The sequence below is a fragment of the Microbacterium sp. AG238 genome (genome assembly GCF_003610405.1).
Lineage (GTDB): Bacteria > Actinomycetota > Actinomycetes > Actinomycetales > Microbacteriaceae > Microbacterium.
Map to the genome: position 1 here is coordinate 121,749 of NZ_RAQC01000001.1, position 17,801 is coordinate 139,549.

General features: G+C 67.0%; 16 protein-coding genes. 8 read left to right on the top strand and 8 right to left on the bottom strand.

The annotated features are described in order from the left end of the window. Positions 1 to 2 precede the first annotated feature (2 nt). Genes DEU36_RS00510 through xseA form a run of 4 tightly spaced genes read right to left on the bottom strand, consistent with a single transcriptional unit; the run spans position 3 to position 2,872 of the window. On the bottom strand, positions 3 to 680 hold the full coding sequence (locus tag DEU36_RS00510) for a carbonic anhydrase (protein ID WP_120262448.1): 678 nt from the start codon (positions 678 to 680) through the stop codon (positions 3 to 5). Beyond that, on the bottom strand, positions 677 to 1,318 hold the full coding sequence (locus tag DEU36_RS00515; RefSeq protein WP_120262449.1) for a DUF4245 family protein: 642 nt from the start codon (positions 1,316 to 1,318) through the stop codon (positions 677 to 679). Before DEU36_RS00515 ends, DEU36_RS00510 begins: the two co-directional genes overlap by 4 nt. Continuing rightward, complete coding sequence (locus tag DEU36_RS00520) at positions 1,318 to 1,551, bottom strand: exodeoxyribonuclease VII small subunit (protein ID WP_023950420.1); 234 nt, start codon at positions 1,549 to 1,551, stop codon at positions 1,318 to 1,320. Before DEU36_RS00520 ends, DEU36_RS00515 begins: the two co-directional genes overlap by 1 nt. Positions 1,552 to 1,561: 10 nt before the next feature. Further along, the gene (gene xseA / locus DEU36_RS00525; protein ID WP_120262450.1) at positions 1,562 to 2,872 is read right to left on the bottom strand and encodes an exodeoxyribonuclease VII large subunit; all 1,311 of its coding nucleotides are present in this window, start codon (positions 2,870 to 2,872) and stop codon (positions 1,562 to 1,564) included. A gap of 58 nt (positions 2,873 to 2,930) precedes the next feature. Here xseA and DEU36_RS00530 point away from each other — a divergent pair, with 58 nt between their 5' ends. Together DEU36_RS00530 and DEU36_RS00535 are read left to right on the top strand one after the other, a co-directional pair. Beyond that, positions 2,931 to 3,989 (top strand): 4-hydroxy-3-methylbut-2-enyl diphosphate reductase, encoded by a 1,059-nt coding sequence (locus tag DEU36_RS00530; protein WP_183045257.1) that lies wholly within the window; start codon positions 2,931 to 2,933, stop codon positions 3,987 to 3,989. Beyond that, the gene (locus DEU36_RS00535; RefSeq protein ID WP_120262452.1) at positions 3,989 to 4,570 is read left to right on the top strand and encodes a DUF6264 family protein; all 582 of its coding nucleotides are present in this window, start codon (positions 3,989 to 3,991) and stop codon (positions 4,568 to 4,570) included. Before DEU36_RS00530 ends, DEU36_RS00535 begins: the two co-directional genes overlap by 1 nt. 69 nt (positions 4,571 to 4,639) lie before the next feature. On the opposite strand, the gene fbaA is transcribed toward DEU36_RS00535, so the two are convergent. Beyond that, positions 4,640 to 5,668 carry a class II fructose-bisphosphate aldolase gene (gene fbaA / locus DEU36_RS00540; protein ID WP_120262453.1) on the bottom strand — a complete coding sequence of 343 codons (1,029 nt, stop codon included), beginning with the start codon at positions 5,666 to 5,668 and terminating at the stop codon, positions 4,640 to 4,642. A 210-nt stretch (positions 5,669 to 5,878) separates the two neighbouring features. Here fbaA and glpX point away from each other — a divergent pair, with 210 nt between their 5' ends. Together glpX and DEU36_RS00550 are read left to right on the top strand one after the other, a co-directional pair. After that, positions 5,879 to 6,868, top strand: a complete 990-nt coding sequence (gene glpX, locus DEU36_RS00545) for a class II fructose-bisphosphatase (protein WP_036304839.1) — start codon at positions 5,879 to 5,881, stop codon at positions 6,866 to 6,868. 131 nt (positions 6,869 to 6,999) lie between these two features. Next, a complete protein-coding gene (locus DEU36_RS00550) occupies positions 7,000 to 7,182 on the top strand; it encodes a hypothetical protein (protein WP_023950432.1) in 183 nt (60 codons plus the stop codon). A 23-nt stretch (positions 7,183 to 7,205) separates the two neighbouring features. Here the strand turns inward: DEU36_RS00550 and DEU36_RS00555 are convergent, their stop codons facing one another. Further along, entirely contained in the window at positions 7,206 to 8,453 is a 1,248-nt protein-coding gene (locus DEU36_RS00555) for a DNA recombination protein RmuC (protein ID WP_120262455.1), read from the bottom strand. A 96-nt stretch (positions 8,454 to 8,549) separates the two neighbouring features. On the opposite strand from DEU36_RS00555, the gene DEU36_RS00560 reads away from it, so the two are divergent. Further along, on the top strand, positions 8,550 to 9,212 hold the full coding sequence (locus DEU36_RS00560) for a DUF6226 family protein (RefSeq protein WP_120262456.1): 663 nt from the start codon (positions 8,550 to 8,552) through the stop codon (positions 9,210 to 9,212). A gap of 300 nt (positions 9,213 to 9,512) precedes the next feature. Here DEU36_RS00560 and DEU36_RS00565 read toward each other — a convergent pair whose 3' ends face one another. Together DEU36_RS00565 and DEU36_RS00570 are read right to left on the bottom strand one after the other, a co-directional pair. Next, positions 9,513 to 10,940: an HNH endonuclease signature motif containing protein gene (locus tag DEU36_RS00565; protein ID WP_120262457.1), complete on the bottom strand. Its 1,428-nt coding sequence runs from the start codon at positions 10,938 to 10,940 to the stop codon at positions 9,513 to 9,515. 74 nt (positions 10,941 to 11,014) lie between these two features. After that, positions 11,015 to 11,611 carry an exonuclease domain-containing protein gene (locus DEU36_RS00570; protein WP_120262458.1) on the bottom strand — a complete coding sequence of 199 codons (597 nt, stop codon included), beginning with the start codon at positions 11,609 to 11,611 and terminating at the stop codon, positions 11,015 to 11,017. A gap of 109 nt (positions 11,612 to 11,720) precedes the next feature. Between DEU36_RS00570 and ychF the strand changes: the two genes are divergently transcribed. The 3 genes from ychF to DEU36_RS00585 all read left to right on the top strand — a co-directional run bounded on the left by ychF (position 11,721) and on the right by DEU36_RS00585 (position 17,681). Next, positions 11,721 to 12,818, top strand: a complete 1,098-nt coding sequence (gene ychF, locus DEU36_RS00575; protein WP_120262459.1) for a redox-regulated ATPase YchF — start codon at positions 11,721 to 11,723, stop codon at positions 12,816 to 12,818. Positions 12,819 to 13,016: 198 nt separating this feature from the next. Next, positions 13,017 to 15,065 carry a DNA methyltransferase gene (locus DEU36_RS00580; protein ID WP_120262460.1) on the top strand — a complete coding sequence of 683 codons (2,049 nt, stop codon included), beginning with the start codon at positions 13,017 to 13,019 and terminating at the stop codon, positions 15,063 to 15,065. Between the two features lie 3 nt (positions 15,066 to 15,068). Continuing rightward, a complete protein-coding gene (locus DEU36_RS00585) occupies positions 15,069 to 17,681 on the top strand; it encodes a DEAD/DEAH box helicase (protein ID WP_120262461.1) in 2,613 nt (870 codons plus the stop codon). The last annotated feature ends 120 nt before the right edge of the window (positions 17,682 to 17,801 follow it).

Sequence of the window (17,801 nt, forward strand, 5' to 3'; positions counted from 1 at the left end):
CGTCAGGATGCGGCGTCGTCGTGGACGTCGCCGAGGATGATGGAGGGTTCTGCGGCGCCCTCGCCGAGCCGGTAGTTCGCGCCGACGATCGCCAGCCGGCCCTCGGCGACGGCGGTGCTGATGAGCTCGGATGCGTGCAGCAGCTGCCCGACCGTGTCGCGCAGGTGCTCGCGTCCGACGACCTCGGCGTCGACGTTCTCGGGGGTGATGCCGGAGTCGGCCCCGGCCCGCAGCACGCGGCGGACGGCGGGCACGATGGGAGAGATCTGCCGCCAGATGAGCGGCGGCAGCGGGGGAGCGTCCACCCCGGTGCTCTCGATCGCGGCGCGCACGGCGCCGCACGCGTCGTGCGCGAGGACGACGATGAGCGGGACGTTCAGGACCGCGACCGCGTACTCGAGGCTGCCGACGACGGAGTCGGAGATCACCTGGCCGGCGTTTCGGATCACGAAAAGGTCGCCGAGGCCTTCATCGAAGATGATCTCCGCGGCCAGGCGCGAGTCGGAGCAGCCGAACAGCGCGGCGCGCGGGGTCTGCGAGCCGGCGATCTCGTGGCGGCGCTCGACGTCCTGACGGGGGTGGCGCGGGGTGCCTTCGACGAAACGGATGTTGCCCGCCCGCATCTCATCCCAGGCTTCCTGGGGAGTGGGGGATGCCGGAGCGGCCGCGGTCGACGTCATGGTGTCTCCTCCTGCAGTTCGACGATCTGTGTCGCGAGGCCGCGCGCGGCGGTGCGCACGGTCTCGGCGTCGATGGCCCCGCCGCCGTAGACGAGGATCGTGTCGGCTCCCGCCTGGGTCGTCAGGGCGTAGGAGATGTTCCCGGCTCGAGCGGGGTCGGGGATCTCGAAGACTTCCCACGCCACCCCGTCGATGGTCTCGGTCGACGTGGTTCGTGAGCCGCTGATCTGACGTGATGCCCAACCGGCGTCGGCGTCGAATGCCTGCTGCACGTTGACGTATCCGCTCGCGGGGGCGTAGACGATCTCCCAGGTCTGGACGTCGTCTCCGGCGAGCTCGGCCTTGTTCACGCGCCACGTCTCGGGAACCGTCGGCGCGACGAGCTGCCGGCCGATGCCCGAGCCGAGGTCGCTCGCGACCGCCGCGACGTCGATGCCGGGTTGCTCGGGTACCGAGCCGCGAGGCACGGCGAAGACGATGACGGCCACCACGGCGACCGTGACGATGAGTGCGGCCAGCAGGTTGCGGACGTTCTGGCTCGATCGGTAGACCTGCGACGACGCCGCCTTGCGCGCCGCGGTCTCGTCGGGGGTCTCGGGGCGCCCGAGCTCGGCGACGACGCGGGGGCCCTTGGCCATCACGCGTCGTCCGCGCGCGTCGCGCGCGCTTCGTCGAGCCGGCGCTTGGCACCCAGCAGCCATTCCTCGCATCGTGCGGCGAGCTGTTCGCCCCGCGTCCAGAGGGCGAGCGACTGCTCGAGAGTCGGCGCCCCCTGCTCGAGCTCGGCAACCACACGGACGAGCTCGTCGCGCGCCTGTTCGAAGCTGAGGGTCTCGACGTCGGCGGAGAGCCCTTCGGCCGGCGGAGTCATGTCAGCCATTCTAGGACGGGTCCGTCGGTGCGCCCGCCGCGTCCGCGGGCGCGGCGCCGTCGTCGATGGCGCCCTCGGATCGCGCCGCGAAGGCGCCGCGACCGACGGTGACGGTCACGCGCGAGCCCGCCGGCGCCTGGGCCGCCTCACGGACGATGACGCCGGCGTCGAGATGTGCGATCGCGTAGCCGCGATCGAGCGTCGCGCCCGGCGACAGCGCGCGGAGAGTCGCGCGGAGCCGAGCGACCTCGTGCCCCGCGCTGTCCATGCGACGCGTCACGATGTCGCGTCCGCGGGCCGTGAGGATGTGCAGCTCGTGAGCGCGGGTCGTCATGAGCGACTCGGGGTTGCGCAGCACGGGCCGCGATCGAAGCTGTTCGAGCTGCGCGAGATCGTGCGCGACCCGCTGCGTCAATCGGGTCCGGGCGCGGCTGCGCAGCTGCTCCACGAGCGCGCGCTGTTCCACGACGTCGGGCACGACGCGCTTGGCGGCATCGGTCGGCGTCGACGCGCGCAGGTCGGCGACGTCGTCGAGCAGTGGGTGGTCGTTCTCGTGGCCGATGGCCGAGACGACGGGTGTCGTGGCCGCCGCCACGGCGCGGAGCAGCCGCTCGTCGCTGAAGCCCAGGAGAGTCTGCGGGTCGCCTCCGCCGCGGGCGATGATGATGACGTCGACCTCGGGGTCGGCGTCGAGGGTGCGCAGCGCCGCGATCGTCTCGGGCACGCATCGATCGCCCTGCACGGCCGCGTGCACCGTGCGGAAGGCGACGTGGGGCCACCGCAACTCGGCGTTGCGGTGCACGTCGCGCTCGGCGTCGCTGCGCTCGCCCGTGATCAGACCGATGGTGTGGGGGAGGAAGGGCAGAGCCTTCTTGCGGGACGGATCGAAGAGCCCCTCCGCTCGCAGCTGGGAGCGGAGCCGCTCGAGCTGGACGAGCTGGTCGCCGAGCCCCGTCGGGCGCATGGCCGAGACCGTGAAGGAGAAGTCGCCCGACTTCACGAAGTAGTCGCTCTTCACACAGGCGACGACGCGGTCACCGACCTGCGGGTTCGAGCCGAGGCGCTGCAGGGTGCTCGACCAGAGGCGGAACGACAGCGCGGCATCCGCTTCGGCATCCTTCAGACGGCCGAACACATGCCCGCCTCGCAGGTTCCACGAGGTGATCTCGCCCTCGACCCACACCGCGTTCCACCGCTGCACGAAGTCGCGGATGGTCTCGTTGAGTCGCGAGATCGACGTCGGCGTCTGCGGCGAGGAGTCGCGGGGGTGGACGGCATCCGGCGGCGGCGCCTGATCGGACGCGGTCTCGAACGACGGCATAGGGCTCCTCACGGCCGGTTCCGAGCGGCCGGCAGGATGCGCCTCGTAGAATCGAGGAGTGAGCACTCCCGCCGTCCGGCTGCCCGTTCCCCGCGTGCCGGGGCGTCACGGCCGTCTCCAGGATATCCCTGTGGGCGCCGCCAAGCGGGTGCTGCTGGCAGCGCCGCGCGGATACTGCGCCGGGGTCGACCGTGCCGTCGTCGCCGTCGAGAAGGCGCTCGAGCGTTTCGGCGCTCCCGTCTACGTGCGCAAGCAGATCGTGCACAACATCCACGTCGTTCGTGAGCTGGAGGAACGGGGCGCCGTGTTCGTCGACGAGGTCGACGTCGTTCCCGAGGGCGCGCACGTCGTCTTCAGCGCGCACGGCGTGTCGCCCGCGGTCGTGTCCGCAGCGTCGGACCGGGGCCTGCAGGCGATCGACGCGACGTGCCCGCTCGTGACGAAGGTCCACCGCGAGGCCGTGCGGTTCGCGCGCGATGATCGCGAGATCCTGCTCATCGGACACGAAGGACACGAAGAGGTCGAGGGCACCGCAGGCGAGGCGCCCGAGCACATCACGGTCGTCACGTCTCCCGAGCACGCCGACACCGTCGAGGTCCGCGATCCTTCGCGGGTGGTGTGGCTGTCGCAGACGACGCTCTCGGTCGACGAGACGATGGAGACCGTGCGTCGCCTGCGCGCCCGGTTCCCGGAGCTCCAGGATCCGCCGTCGGACGACATCTGCTACGCGACCCAGAACCGTCAGGTCGCGATCAAGAAGATCGCCGCCGAGACCGACCTCGTCATCGTCGTGGGGTCGGCGAACTCGTCCAACAGCGTGCGGCTCGTCGAGGTCGCGCTCGAGTATGGCGCGCGCGCTGCTCACCGCATCGACTACGCCGACGAGATCCGCCAGGAGTGGCTCGAGGGCGTACGCACCGTCGGGGTCACGAGCGGCGCGTCGGTGCCCGAGGTGCTCGTGCAGCAGGTGCTCGCGAGCCTGGCAGACGCGGGCTATGCCGACGTCGACGAGATCCGCACGGCGGAGGAGGACCTCATGTTCTCGCTGCCGAAGGAACTGCGCACCGACGCCGCGGGCAAACAAGATGCCCGCGCGCGCGGCGGACGGGGTCGATGATGGACGACCAGGAACGCCCTCGCCCGCAGTACGGCGAATACGCCACCCCCGAGGAGCAGCGCGCCCGGATCGCGGCACTCGGCGGAGAGGCGCCGCACCCCGATGTCGTCGAGACGGCGCAGGTGCCGGCGGGCTCAGCGGCATCCCATCACCACGACTCCGCGCCACAGCGGCTCGCGTCCCCGCGCCCGACCACGTCGGCTGCGCGTCCGTCGCGACTCGCCGACCGCGTCATCACGGTCGCTCTCCTCGCCTACGGGCTGGTCACGGTGCTGGGCGCGATCCCGCAGCTCGTCGACTTCGCCGGATTCGCGCAGACGTGGATGGATATGGCGGGTATCGACGCGACGCTCGCCGACCCCGCCGGTGGACGCGCCTGGGGCGTCACCGCCGCCGTGGTCTACGGCGCCGGATGGCTGCTGACCGCGGTGCTGTCGTGGTGGTCGTTGTCGCTGCGCCGTCTGTCGTGGTGGATCCCGCTGGTCGGCGCCATCGTCACCTTCGTGATCGTGAGCCTGCTGCTGGCGGCGCCGCTGCTGTCGGACCCCGGTGTTCTCGACGGGCTGACCACGATCCGCTGATCCGGGCCAGGACGAACGACGACGCCCCGCGGACTGATCCGCGGGGCGTCGTCGTTCGCGTGCTGGTGGTCAGCTCTGGGACTTGCCGAACGAGCCGAGCTGCTTGGTCGCCTCGACGACGCGAGCAGCCATCGCGGATTCGGCCTTCTTGCCCCACGCGCGCGGGTCGTAAGCCTTCTTGTTGCCGACCTCGCCGTCGACCTTCAGGACGCCGTCGTAGTTCTGGAACATGAATCCGGCGACCGAACGCGTGAAGGCGTACTGGGTGTCGGTGTCGATGTTCATCTTCACGACGCCGTTCGCGACGGCGAGGGCGATCTCTTCGTCGGTCGAACCGCTGCCGCCGTGGAAGACGAGGTCGAGCGGCTTCTCGCCCGTCCCGAACTTCGAGGCGATGCCGGCCTGGATCTCGCCGAGCAGCTCGGGCTTGAGCTTGACGTTGCCCGGCTTGTAGACGCCGTGGACGTTGCCGAATGTGAGCGCGGCGATCCAGCGGCCCTGGTCGCCGAGACCGAGGGCGTCGACGACCTGCGACACGTCACCGGTCGTGGTGTAGAGGGCGTCGTTGGAGCCTTCGTGCTGGACACCGTCTTCTTCGCCGCCGACGACGCCGATCTCGACCTCGAGGATGGCGCGGATCGCCTTGATCCGGGGCAGCAGCTCCTTCGCGATCTCGATGTTCTCTGCGAGCGGCACGGCCGAGCCGTCCCACATGTGCGACTGGAAGATCGGCTGGCCGCCGTCGGCGACCGCCTCTTCCGATGCCGTAATGAGCGGCAGCAGGAAGTCATCGAGCGCGGGCTTCGGGCAGTGGTCGGTGTGGAGCGCGACCGTGATGGGGTAGTTCTTGGCGACCTCGTGCGCGAACTTCGCGAAGGCGAGCGCGCCGGTCGCGCGACCCTTGACGGTGTGTCCGGCGAAGTAGTCGGCGCCACCGGTCGTGACCTGGATGATGCCGTCGGAACCGGCCTCGGTCAGGCCCTGGAGGACGGCGTTGATGGACTGCGAGCTGGCAGCGTTGATGGCGGGGTAGGCGAAACCACCGGCCTTCGCGCGATCCAGCATCTCTGCGTACTGTTCGGGGGTGGCGATGGGCATGAGAGCTCCTCAAATCGGCGGTGTTACCGAGCCCACTTTATCGAAGGCCGCTGCCGCCGTCCGCGGGGCGGCCGGAGAAACGACGCCGCTTGTTGCCAAGGGTTCGCGGCGCGGCCGGATGTACGGAATCGTTAAGAATCCCTATTCCTTCGTGGGCGCGCGGCCGAAAGCGGCGGATCCTCACGCCTGCCCGCACCTATGCTGTGGCCCATGGTGAGTTTGACCGCCGACATGAGTCCGCTGCATCCCGACCGAAACCTCGCGCTCGAACTCGTGCGCGCGACCGAGGCGGCGGCGATCCGTTCGGTGCCGTTCATCGGTCGCGGGCAGAAGGAACTCGCCGACGGGGCGGCGGTCGACGCGATGCGGGCGTTCCTCACGACGGTGAACTTCGACGGGGTGATCGTCATCGGCGAGGGCGAGAAGGATGCCGCTCCGATGCTGTTCAACGGCGAGAAGGTCGGCACCGGTCGCGGCCCGCAGGCCGATATCGCCGTCGACCCGATCGACGGCACCACATTGACTGCCGAGGGGCGTAACAACGCCCTCTCCGTCATCGCGGTGGCGGACCGGGGGGCGATGCTCGATGCTTCGTCGGTGTTCTACATGGACAAGCTCGTCACGGGGCCGGCGGGCGTCGGTGTCGTCGACATCCGGCTGCCGATCGCCGAGAACATCCGACGGCTCGCGAAGGCGCTCGGCAAGCCGGTCGACGAACTAGTGGTGTCGGTCCTGAACCGGCCTCGCCACGCGCAGCTGATCCAGGAGATCCGGGATGCCGGCGCGGGGACGCGACTGATGAGCGACGGCGACGTCGCCGGCGGGATCAACGCCGCACGGCATAACGCCCGAACGGACATGTGCGTGGGCATCGGCGGCAGCCCGGAGGGCATCGTCACGGCGTGCGCCATCAAGGCTCTCGGCGGCCACATCCAGGGCCGGCTGTGGGCGCGCGACGACGATGAGAAGCAGCGCGGCATCGACGCGGGCCTCAGCCTCGACGGTCACGTGTACGAGGCGGATGATCTCGTGCGCGGTAAGAACACGATCTTCGTCGCGACCGGCGTGACCAACGGCGAGCTCGTCGGGGGTGTTCGACGGGAAGGCGACTACGTCTACACCGAGAGCGTCGTGCTGCGTGGCGCCTCGGGAACGTTGCGCCGAATCACCTCGGAGCACCTCACGTCGAAGTGGCTCTGAGTTCGGCCGGGTAACTATCGCGACACGACTGCGTGTCAACCACTGATGCTCCCAGGAAGCCTCTGTCAGAATGGGCACCGGTATCAACGGCGATGACCACCCTCACGTCAGCACCCCGGAGAACCATGTCGATGACAGCAAACAACCCGCCGACCGGTCAGGTCGCGGTGACGATCGACCCCGCGCGACGTCCGGACGTGCTGCTGCGCCGGCGCCACCCCGAGGGACATCAGATGAGCGCGTGGTGGATGATCGGCGCTTTCGTCGCGGTGTCGGTCGCCGTCGTCGGCCTCGTCAACATGTTCCCCGCCTGACCGGGCGACTCTTCCGGTCGTCCTCACAGCCGCTCACGCAGTTCACCGACGTCTGCGCTGAGCAGCTCGGGAGCCGTCGTCATCCGCGTCGATGTCTCGATCGGCGCGGGCGGGTTCGCCGCTTCGAGCCGCGTCTCGTCGATGCCCGGGAACTTCCGTGCCGTCACGAGCACCCGGCTCTCGAGCGTTCCCACGAACTTGTTGTAGGACTCGACCGTTCGCTCGATCGCGCGCCGCAGGTCGTTCGCGTGCGATGCGAGGCCGCCGAGCCGCTGATACAGCTCGTTGCCGAGGTCGAACAGGCGCCGGGCCTCGTCGGAGACGTCCTGCTGCGTCCAGGTGTAGGCCACGGTCTTCAGCACCGCCCACAGGTTGACCGGTGAGGCGAGCGCAACGCGACGGCTGAACGCGTAGTCGAGCAGCGCGGGATCTTCGTCGAGAGCCGCAGCGAGGAGTGACTCGCTCGGGATGAAACACACCACGAACTCGGGACTCGAGCTGAGACCCTGCCAGTAGGCCTTCTTCGCCAGCGCATCGACGTGAGCGCGGACCGCTTTGACGTGCGCGGCCAGCAACGCCTTGCGGCGCCGGGCGTCGTCACCCTGCGCCGTGACGGGGATGGCGCTGGCTTCGAGATAGGAGTCGAGGGGCACCTTCGCGTCGACCGCGAGCGCCTTGTCGCCCGGGAGACGCACGATCAGATCGGGCCGACCCGCCCCGCTGTCGGACGAGATGCTGGACTGCAGCTCGAAGTCGACGTAGCGCGTGAGCCCCGCCGACTCGACGATGCGTCGGAGCTGCGTTTCGCCCCAAACACCGCGGGCGGCGCTCGAGCGGAGGGCGCCGGCGAGCGACTCGGTCGTGGATCGCAGAGCCTCGTCGGTCTCGCGCCCGAGTCGCAGCTGCTCGGCGACGGATCCGAACTGCTCGCTGCGTTCGCGCTCGAGGAGTTCGACCTTGGCCTGCATCGCCTGCAGCGACTCCTGTACGGGGGCGAGTGCGCGCAGCACCGCTTGCTCTCGGCGTTCGCGTTCGTCGCGTGCTGCCTGGTCGAGTCGCGCTTGGGTTCCCATCTCGCGCTGCAGTTCGCGTTGGCGCTCGAGCTGATCGGCGTGCGCGTCGCGTTCGGCCTCCGCTACCGCGGCACGCGCTTCGAGACGGGCGCGGTCGGCTGCCCCGTCACGCGAGGCGCGCGCGGAGCCCGCGAACCATCCGCCCGCGGCGGCGATGACAGCGACGACGATGAGGAGGAAGACGAGAGGGGCGTCCATGTGTCCAGGATGCCGGGTGGTTCCGACATCGCCCGGAGGCGGCGCGCGGCGCGGCGCTCTCGGGTCTCGTGGGGGCGGGTGCGGGAGGATGCGGGAATGAGCGATTACGTACGGCCCGAGATCGATGCGCCGGTCTTCCACGACGCGGAGGGAAGAATCATCGAGTACGGCAACCACTGGCCGGGATCGCCGCCCGAAGACACGTACTCGGTCGATACGCATCCGGAGCGCTTCGCGCCCTTGCATTCTGTCGCCGACGCACTCATCACGCACCTGCGCGACGAGTACGACGTCGTGGTGGATGAGGGTGTCGCAGTCGCCGGAGACCTGAACAGGCCGAGCTTCTCGGACGTCGTACGAGCAGTGCGCCTCCGCCCGTCCGATCCGCGGTGTGCGACCCTGACCGTCGTCTTCGACGTGTACCCGGGCATCTCGGTGCACTCGGGGCTGCTGCACGACGCGCGTTACCCGCACTGCGGCTGCGATGCGTGCGACGAGGAGTGGCGGTCTGTCGCGACGGATCTCGAGCAGCACATGTTCGCCGTGGCGAGCGGGAACTTCCGCGAGGCCATCGTGCCCGGTGCCGAGCTTCCGGTGCGGCACGCCTTCACATACCCCGAGGGCGGCCGGTCCAGCCAATCGCGCGTAGACGAATTCCCGGCGGATCGGCTGTCGAGGGCCAGCGCGGTGCTCGGCGACCTACCGGACGGGTGGGCCCCGTGGCCGCGCGCGCAGGGGGCGTCGGTCGGTGGTGCGTAGTTCCTCCCCAGAGGAGCACTGTGATCACGGGAGCCATGACGTGAGTTCACCTTCGTGCTGTCGCATTCCTCGACGCCGGTGCGCGTTGCGCGCAGCTCACGAGTGTCGCGCTGAGATCGCAGGGGTCGCGTAGCTCATAGGGGGAAGCCCATCGGAATGCGCGTCATCGGGAGGCGGGGGAATCACCCGCAGAGCCCGCGGTCGTGCGTACGCCGAATCGGCGGCCCGCGCCAGCGAACCGGCGGCGACTCGCGCACGGCGAACCGGTGGCGACTCGCGCACGCCGAACCGGCGGACTCGTCAGAACGGTGGAGTCTCGGGGCCGGGTGGGTCTGTCGCGGTGAAGGTGACGAGTGGTGGGGGTGCGTCTTCGCGGTAGACCCGTCCGGTGGGTGAGGTCCAGACGAGTCTCCCGCCGGTGAGTTGTCGTACGTGCCATCGGGTGTGGTGTTTGACGTCGTGGTGTCGTTTGCAGAGATGAGCGAGGTTGCGCACGCGCGTCGCCCCACCGTCGGAGGCGGCGATGGTGTGGTCGATCTCGGAGCGGATGGCGGGTTGTCGGCATCCGGGGAACCGGCAGTGCCGGTCACGTGCCCGCAGGAGCCGGATCATCGCGTTCGTGGGCCGGTAGGTGTCGCATTCGAGCACGGTCCCGGTGACGGGGTGGGTGAGTAGTCGGGCCCAGGAGGTGGTGTTGCCGGCGAGTTCGCGTGCGGTGGCCGCGTCGATGGGGGAGCGTCCCGCGAGATCGGCCGGCCCCTCATCCTCACCTATCAAGGTGAGGGCCGATACGGCGACCTGCACGTGTGCGCGGATCGCCCCGAGGGTCCCGTCGCCGTCTCCTGCGTCGGTGGGGTCGAGGGAGGGTGTCCCGGCGAGGAGAAGGTCACTGAACACGTCCGCGCGGACCTGGTCGATGGTGCGGGCGTCGTCGACGAACGACGACCCGACGCGGATGGCTGTGTCAGCATCGGTTTCGGTGCCGTTTGCGTCGGCTCGGGCGGCGGGGATGCCGGGAGCAGCGCCGTTTGCGTCGGCTCGCGCGGCGGGGGCGTCGGGCTGCGCGCGGGCGGTGATGATCTCTCGCGCCTGCCGGGTGAGGCGGTCGACGATCCCGTCGGCGATGACGGTCGGCAGGGTCGCGATCAGGTCCGACATCCCGTCTGGGCCGGGCTGGACTCGCACGCACCGCCCCGTGACGGCTTCCTGATGTCGTTCGGTGAAGCTCCGGGGGTGCAGGCGTTCGGCCAGCATCCGCAGTGCGTCGCGCACCCGGTTGGGGGTCTCGCCCTCGCACTTCTCGATCGCGACGCGTTCGAACTCCGCGCGATCTGCCGCCGGGACGATGCAACCCACCTCCTGGATCACCCGGACGTGAGCGCGGACGATGCGGCCTGCCTCCCACGCCGCCATCGTGAGCGGGTAGTTGTCCACCAAGTCGCGGGCCTCGTCGATCCGGCGTTGCAGGGTGCGGTCGGTCGCAACGAACACCCCGGCCAGCTCGGCGGCGATGCCTCGCAACGCCATCTCCCGCGCCTTCACGCGCTCGGACGCGCCAGAAGCCTGCCGCTCGGCTAGCGCGCCGGCGGCAGCGAGCACCCGAACCTCACGGATCTGCGCCAGCCGCGCATCATCCGCCGCACCCTCGGCATCCGCGACGAGCTGCGCGAGAGCGTCGACGTCTGCGTCGCTGCCTATCCCGCTGCCGAGCCCGCCATTCGAATGCATGTTCGAATAGTGTCACGGACCTCCGACATCAGGAGGCCGCTGTCCACATCCCGGACGGGGCTCAACCGATCCCGTCAGGCCGGGCTCAGGAGCGAAGCGCCGATGGGCGCGTGCTCGGGCACGCGCACGCCCAGGAGCATCGCGAGCTCGACCAGGTCGTGCGCACCGGCCCGGCGAGCCGCGTCGATCGTGATGTGCGCGCAGGCGAGCGCATCCGCCAAGGCGTCGTGGTGTGCGAAGTCGAGGAACCCGACCGCCGCGGCCACCAGGGGCAACCGATAGGAATCGAGCTGGTAGGTCTTGCGCGAGAGCTGCACGCTGCACACCGAGCGGAGCGCGGGCAGTGCGGCATCCGTGGCCTCGCAAGCGCGGCGCAAGACGGCCATGTCGAATCCGGCGTTGTGTGCCACGAGCACGTCGTCGCCGATGAAGTCGAGCAGGCGCGGAAGCTGCGCGACCCAGCCGGGGGCGCTCTCGACAGCGTCAGCGGTGATGCCGTGGATCGAGACGTTGATGTCGAAGAAGCGGTCGTGACCCGAGGGCGGGCGGATCAGCCAACCGTCGGACGCGACGACTTCGCCGTCGCGGACGCGGACGAGCCCGACCGAACATGCCGACGCGCTGGAGGAGTTCGCCGTCTCGAAGTCGATCGCGGTGAAGTCCAGGGGCACGTCACAAGCGTCACCCGCGACCCGAGAGCCGACGGTGAGGCGCGCCGCCGTCCCGGGCGATTCGGACCGGTCGGGGGTGATGTCGGCGGGCCACGTAGACTGGATGCCCGTGGCTCTCACCATCGGAATCGTAGGACTGCCCAACGTCGGCAAGTCGACCCTCTTCAACGCCCTGACCAAGAACCAGGTTCTCGCAGCGAACTACCCGTTCGCGACGATCGAGCCGAACGTCGGCGTGGTGAACCTCCCCGACCCGCGCCTGAAGGTGCTGGCCGAGATCTTCCACTCCGAGCGGATCCTCCCCGCGGCGGTATCTTTCGTCGACATCGCCGGCATCGTGCGCGGTGCGTCGGAGGGAGAGGGCCTGGGCAACCAGTTCCTCGCGAACATCCGCGAGGCCGACGCGATCGCCCAGGTGGTGCGCGGCTTCGCCGACGACGACGTCGTGCACGTCGAAGGCGCGGTGAACCCGCAGAACGACATGGAGACGATCAACGCCGAGCTGCAGCTCGCGGATCTTCAGACGCTCGAGAAGGCGATCACGCGCTACGAGAAGGAGGTTCGCGGCAAGAAGCTCGATCCCTCCGTGCTCGAGGCCGCCAAGGCGGCGCAGGATGCGCTGCAGCGTGGCGAGCTGCTGTCGGGAGCCGATTCCAAGATCGACCTGGCGCCCATCAAGGAGCTCGGTCTGCTGACGGCCAAGCCGTTCATCTTCGTCTTCAACGTCGACGAGGCGGTTCTCACGGATGACGCGCGCAAGGCGGAACTCGCCGCGCTCGTCGCGCCTGCACAGGCGGTGTTCCTCGACGCGAAGATCGAGTCGGAGCTCATCGACCTCGACCCCGAGGAGGCCGCCGAGCTGCTCGCCTCGACCGGTCAGGACGAGTCGGGCCTCGACCAGCTCGCGCGCATCGGCTTCGACACGCTGGGCCTCCAGACCTACCTCACCGCGGGCCCGAAGGAAGCACGCGCCTGGACGATCGGCAAGGGCTGGAAGGCTCCGCAGGCCGCCGGCGTGATCCACACCGACTTCGAGAAGGGCTTCATCAAGGCCGAGGTCATCTCGTTCGAGGACCTCGTCGCGACCGGCTCGGTCGCCGAGGCCCGCGCGAAGGGCAAGGCGCGCCTCGAGGGCAAGGACTACGTCATGCAGGACGGCGACGTCGTGGAGTTCCGTACCGGCCTAACCTCTGCGGGCAAGAAGTGAGCGCGAACCGTTGGTCGGACGTCCGTGTCAAGCGCGCAGCGGTTTTCGCTGTTGACCGTTCAGTGCTTGAGTACACGGACCTGATCAAGCTGTTCGAGGAGGTCCGAGCCCGATGAAGCCCCGAGACGACGGCGACCTAATGGAGTTTCGTCGCAACGTAACCCCCGCAAGCATGAAGTAGAGCCGGAGTCGATCTCGATGAGCAATGAGCTACAGTCCCTCCTCGCTCGCGTTGAGGCTTCTGACCCAGGCACGGCGACGGAGCTGCGCCGGCACATCGATGCTCTTCAAGCTCGCCGCCAGTTCGGTCTGAACTTCGAGAACCACACTCCCGAGTCGGTTGCACTCACGGGGCGTCCCGTCACGGTCGGGGACAAGGTGCGCTTCTTGCCGCCCCGCGGCGAAGAGGTCGCTGAATCGAACGCGACTTGGGTCGTCACATCGATCTCGCTCACTGCTGACGGGCGGATTGCGAGTCTGCTCGATCCGAGAACGAAGGACGAGGCGACTAGAGCCGTCGAGGATCTGGTCTTCGTGGCCGACTTCCGAGACCCTATCTATCCGGGCCTGCGTGTCTCAGGCGCCCCTGTGGTACACCGCGACCGTACGCCCTCCCACACGGTCATCAACGCCGAGAATTACCACGCCTTGGAGCTGATGCTGTTTACCCATCAAGGCGCAGTTGACCTCATCTACATCGATCCACCGTACAACACGGGCGGTAAGACGTCCTGGTTGTACAACGACGACTACGTGGACAAGGACGACAAGTACAAGAACTCGAAGTGGCTCGCCTTCATGGATCGGCGGCTCCGGCTGGCGCGAAAGCTATTGAAGCCGTCTGGCGCGATCATGGTGTCGATCGGCGACGACGAACAGCACCGTTTACGGATGCTTATGGAGCAGGTGTTCGGCGTCGAGAACCATGTGGCCCAGCTCGCCGTCGAGATGTCGACTACGTCGGGACCGAAGACCACTAACGCCCAGCAGGGCACGATTGTCAAGAATGTCGAGTACGTCTTGATCTACCGAAAGTCGTCTGCGTTCGACACCGATATCAGACACACACCTCTGTATGACGGAATCGAGAAGTGGGACGCCAACTATCCTCTTTGGCTTAACGATGACGGCACGACGGAGTCAGTGTACCGGCGACTTGACGAAGAACCAGATGTGCGTGCGGACATCGAGAAGTTTGAGCTCGTCCGCGACTCCGGAAAAAACAGGGGTGCCTTCGTCGGCGCACCGGGCATGGATCTACTGCTTGCTGCGTCATCAGCGGCGAGGGAGTTTGTGCTCCGAAATCTCTCCCGAATCGGCCGCATTGACACCGCGCCGGTCTCCGCGAAGGGCGTTGACGTTCCGATCGGGAAATGGGTCGCGCATCAAACCGACGGACGCACTTATCGGCTCACGCGTTCGAAGCAGGGCACGATATGGCAGATATATACCCTTGATAAGAACTTTAGGGAGTCAGACGACTATGTGCCTCGCTTCGGGCGCACGGTTATACGAGGCGATCTATGGCGAGGATTTCATTCCGACATGGGCCACGTCTCGAATGAAGGGGGCGTGGGCTTCGCCAATGGCAAGAAGCCGATCCGTCTCATCAAGCAGCTGATCCGGTGGGCAAACAACTCTCCTGATGCCGTCATTCTTGATTTCTTCGGTGGATCCGGGACGACTGCGCACGCGGTGATGGCGATGAATGCTGCGGACCAAGGGCGTCGCCGTTCGATCCTGGTCACCAACAATGAGGTCAGCCGGGACGCGAGCCGGATCCTTCGGCGGCAGAACCTGCGCCCGGGCGACCGGGAATGGGAGTCCCAGGGCGTCTTCGAGGCAGTCACCCAGCCTCGCCTTCGTAATTCCGCACGAGAGACGAACGAGAACGTCGAATTCTTGACGCTCACCTATGAGAATCCCGCGCTGGTCGAGCTCGACATGGCTTTCGAGCGGGTCGCTCCACTCCTGTGGATGCGAGCCGGCTCCCAGGGGCGCCGGATCGACGTGCCCAACAACACGTTCGACATCACCGACGTGTACGCCGTTCTATTCAACGTGGACGCCTCCCGCGCATTTCTTGGCGCTGTGCACCAGGCGGCCGGAATCCGGGTGGCTTACGTCGTAACGGACGACGAATCGCAGTTCCAAGCCATAGCATCGCAGCTGCCGGACGCGGTGCAGGCAATCCGCCTTTACGAGTCCTACCTTCGGACGTTCCAGATCAACGCGGGGAGGGTCTGAACCATGCGGTTCACTTTAAAGGACTACCAGTCCATCGCGGTTTCGTCGATCCTCACCACGCTCGGCTACGCCCGTGACGACTGGCACAAGAGGAGTCGTCGCACCGCCTTCGCTCTGTCGTCGACCACTGGCTCAGGAAAGACGGTCATCGCCGCTACGGTGATCGAGGCTCTGCTTCACGGAAGCGATGAGTTCGGAGTAGAGCCTGATCCGAGTGCCGTCGTGCTCTGGGTCTCCAAAGACCCGGCACTGAACGCACAAACCAAGAGCCGATTCATCGAGTGCGCGGATCGGATCCCCGCCGGCGACCTGGAGCTGCTCGACAAGTCCTATGGTGGCGATTCGCTCCAGACGAGGATGGTGTACTTCATCAACCCGGACAAGCTCCGTGATGGCGCTGACTTTGCCAAGCACACGGATACTCGGCACTTCACATTCTGGGAGATTCTCGCCAACACGATTAAGGACCCCGGTAAGACGCTTTACATGGTCCTTGATGAGGCCCATGAGGGGATGAGATCTCAGACGAGCAGCGAGCAGACGATCGTTCAGAGGATGATCAACGGAAACGGCGTAAACCCGGCAATGCCGATCGTCTGGGGGATATCTGCGACCGTCAAGCGGTTTGACGAAGCGATGGCCAAGGCTGACGCCTTCACCAAAGAGAAGAACGTCACCATCGATCCGAAGGACGTGCAGGACTCAGGTCTGCTGAAGAACGTCCTGGTTCTTGATATCCCGGATGAAGAGGGCGACTTCACGACATCGATGGTCCGCGACGCCACCCTCGACTTTGTCGAAGTGAGTTATGCCTGGGATGCCTATTGCGACGAGCAAGGCATCGATCGGGTCGTGCCGCTCCTGGTCGCGCAGATCCCTAATCGACGTCCGGGGGAGCGTGATACGGAGAAGGGGCGCAAAGAGGAAGATCAGATCATTCATCTCGTCCTCGAGACCATCCGCAAGCACTGGCCTGACATGCCCGCCGACTGCGTCGCTCATGTCCTCGGCGACCGAGCGACCATTGAGGTCGGGTCCTACACGATCCCCAAGGTCGCACCCCAAGACGTGGAGCATGATCGTCAGATCCGGGTGCTCCTCGCTAAGGACGCAGTTTCCACGGGATGGGACTGCCCGCGTGCCGAGGTCCTCGTCTCCTTGCGTCCAGCGCAGGACGATACGTACGTCACCCAGTTGCTTGGCCGAATGGTCCGCACACCTCTCGCCCAGGAGACGAGCGTCGAGCGCCTTAATACGGCCTCGTGCTACCTGCCGCTCTTCGACAAGAAGACGGCCAAGATTGTCGCCGAGGAGATCATGGGTATGCGCGAGCCTCGCTCGGGCGGGCGAAATGCCGCGGTCAACAAGGTCGTCCTCAGGCCCGTCACCCTGCGGTGGAACCAGGACGTGCCCGACGAAGTGTTCCAGCTTGTCCGGGACCTGCCCTCCTTCCAGAAGCCGACTGCAGCACCGCGGCCGATCAAACGGGTTCTGAAACTTGCGCAAGCGCTCTCTCAGGACGAACTGGTCGCGGATGCGGACCACGTAGCCCACGAGGCGATGTTCGCTGTCATCGACAGCATCAACGAAGCGAACTCGGAAGCGGTCTTCGAGCATGCGGCGCATATCATGACTGCTGAGATCCGCAGAATATTGGTCGAGCGTGGCAAGGACGAGGCCGTCGATTTCACAGAAGCGCGCGACGCGGATGGGGCAACCGTCGATGATGCCCTGCGGCACCTCCGGAGGGTTCTTACCGTCTCGGTTGTCAATCGTTACCTCGGACGCAACCTGCAGGCAGCGATCAACGACGCCGTCGAGGCGGGGGATCCGTTGGGAGTCGACGTGAACTCGATTCGTGCACATGTGGCTGCTCTGGCTTTCATCGATGCCGACGTCCAGAAGGCGGTTGAGGACGCAGCAGACGCGCTTACTCGTCTCTGGCTGACGACGAAGGCGGGCGAAATTGCTGCGCTGCCTGACTCGCGGAAGCCGACGTACGAGGCAATCCAGGACATGGCCAGGGAACCCGAGCGTGTCATCGTCGAGATCAAGCCCGATGACCGCGTCGACACGGTCGATACGGACCTGGAGCCCTTGCCCACCGAGGAAAAGCACCTCCTCGCGACTGCTGACGGTGTCTACCCGCTTGAGTCTAAGATGGCAAAGAACCGTTGGGAACGGGCGGTGATCAAGCAAGAGTTCAGTCTCGCCACGATCGCTGGATGGTATCGGAATCCATCATCGGCAGGAAAGCACTCGTTGCGAATTGCCCATAAGTCGGGCGACTCGTGGAGATCGGTCCAGCCCGACTTCGTCTTCGTCCATCTGGTTGACGGCGAGCTACTGCCCTCGATCATCGATCCCCACGGGGCGCACTTGGGCGATGCTGCGCCGAAACTCAAGGCGCTCGCGGAGTACGCCGACGAGTTCGGCCACCAGTTCGATCGGATCATTGCGGTGGGTGTCGAGAAGGGCGGAGTTCTGCAAGGGTTGGACCTGAAAGACCAAAAGGTCCGCCGCGCTGTCTACGAATCCCTCGCGGATGGTGATTCCATCAAGCTCCTCTACGCGAATCATGGTGTGAAGTACGCGGTCGTGCCAGACGGCCTTTGACCGCTACTCCGACGGAGATGATCACCCGTGGAGGTTCTCCGTCAGCACTGCTGCGGGCCGCGATGATCGTCTCGATCCATCGAATGGCCGTGGTGCCGGTGCAGAGCGAGCGCGTGCACT

Excerpts from the sequence above, each read along its gene's own strand:
- DEU36_RS00515 (WP_120262449.1), bottom strand. The coding sequence starts at position 1,318 with ATGGCCAAGGGCCCCCGCGTCGTCGCCGAGCTCGGGCGCCCCGAGACC.
- DEU36_RS00580 (WP_120262460.1), top strand. The coding sequence starts at position 13,017 with ATGAGCAATGAGCTACAGTCCCTCCTCGCTCGCGTTGAGGCTTCTGAC.
- DEU36_RS00550 (WP_023950432.1), top strand. The coding sequence starts at position 7,000 with ATGACAGCAAACAACCCGCCGACCGGTCAGGTCGCGGTGACGATCGAC.
- fbaA (WP_120262453.1), bottom strand. The coding sequence starts at position 5,668 with ATGCCCATCGCCACCCCCGAACAGTACGCAGAGATGCTGGATCGCGCG.
- DEU36_RS00510 (WP_120262448.1), bottom strand. The coding sequence starts at position 680 with ATGACGTCGACCGCGGCCGCTCCGGCATCCCCCACTCCCCAGGAAGCC.
- DEU36_RS00585 (WP_120262461.1), top strand. The coding sequence starts at position 15,069 with ATGCGGTTCACTTTAAAGGACTACCAGTCCATCGCGGTTTCGTCGATC.
- glpX (WP_036304839.1), top strand. The coding sequence starts at position 5,879 with ATGGTGAGTTTGACCGCCGACATGAGTCCGCTGCATCCCGACCGAAAC.
- DEU36_RS00560 (WP_120262456.1), top strand. The coding sequence starts at position 8,550 with ATGAGCGATTACGTACGGCCCGAGATCGATGCGCCGGTCTTCCACGAC.
- xseA (WP_120262450.1), bottom strand. The coding sequence starts at position 2,872 with ATGCCGTCGTTCGAGACCGCGTCCGATCAGGCGCCGCCGCCGGATGCC.
- DEU36_RS00520 (WP_023950420.1), bottom strand. The coding sequence starts at position 1,551 with ATGACTCCGCCGGCCGAAGGGCTCTCCGCCGACGTCGAGACCCTCAGC.
- DEU36_RS00565 (WP_120262457.1), bottom strand. The coding sequence starts at position 10,940 with ATGCATTCGAATGGCGGGCTCGGCAGCGGGATAGGCAGCGACGCAGAC.
- DEU36_RS00535 (WP_120262452.1), top strand. The coding sequence starts at position 3,989 with ATGGACGACCAGGAACGCCCTCGCCCGCAGTACGGCGAATACGCCACC.
- DEU36_RS00555 (WP_120262455.1), bottom strand. The coding sequence starts at position 8,453 with ATGGACGCCCCTCTCGTCTTCCTCCTCATCGTCGTCGCTGTCATCGCC.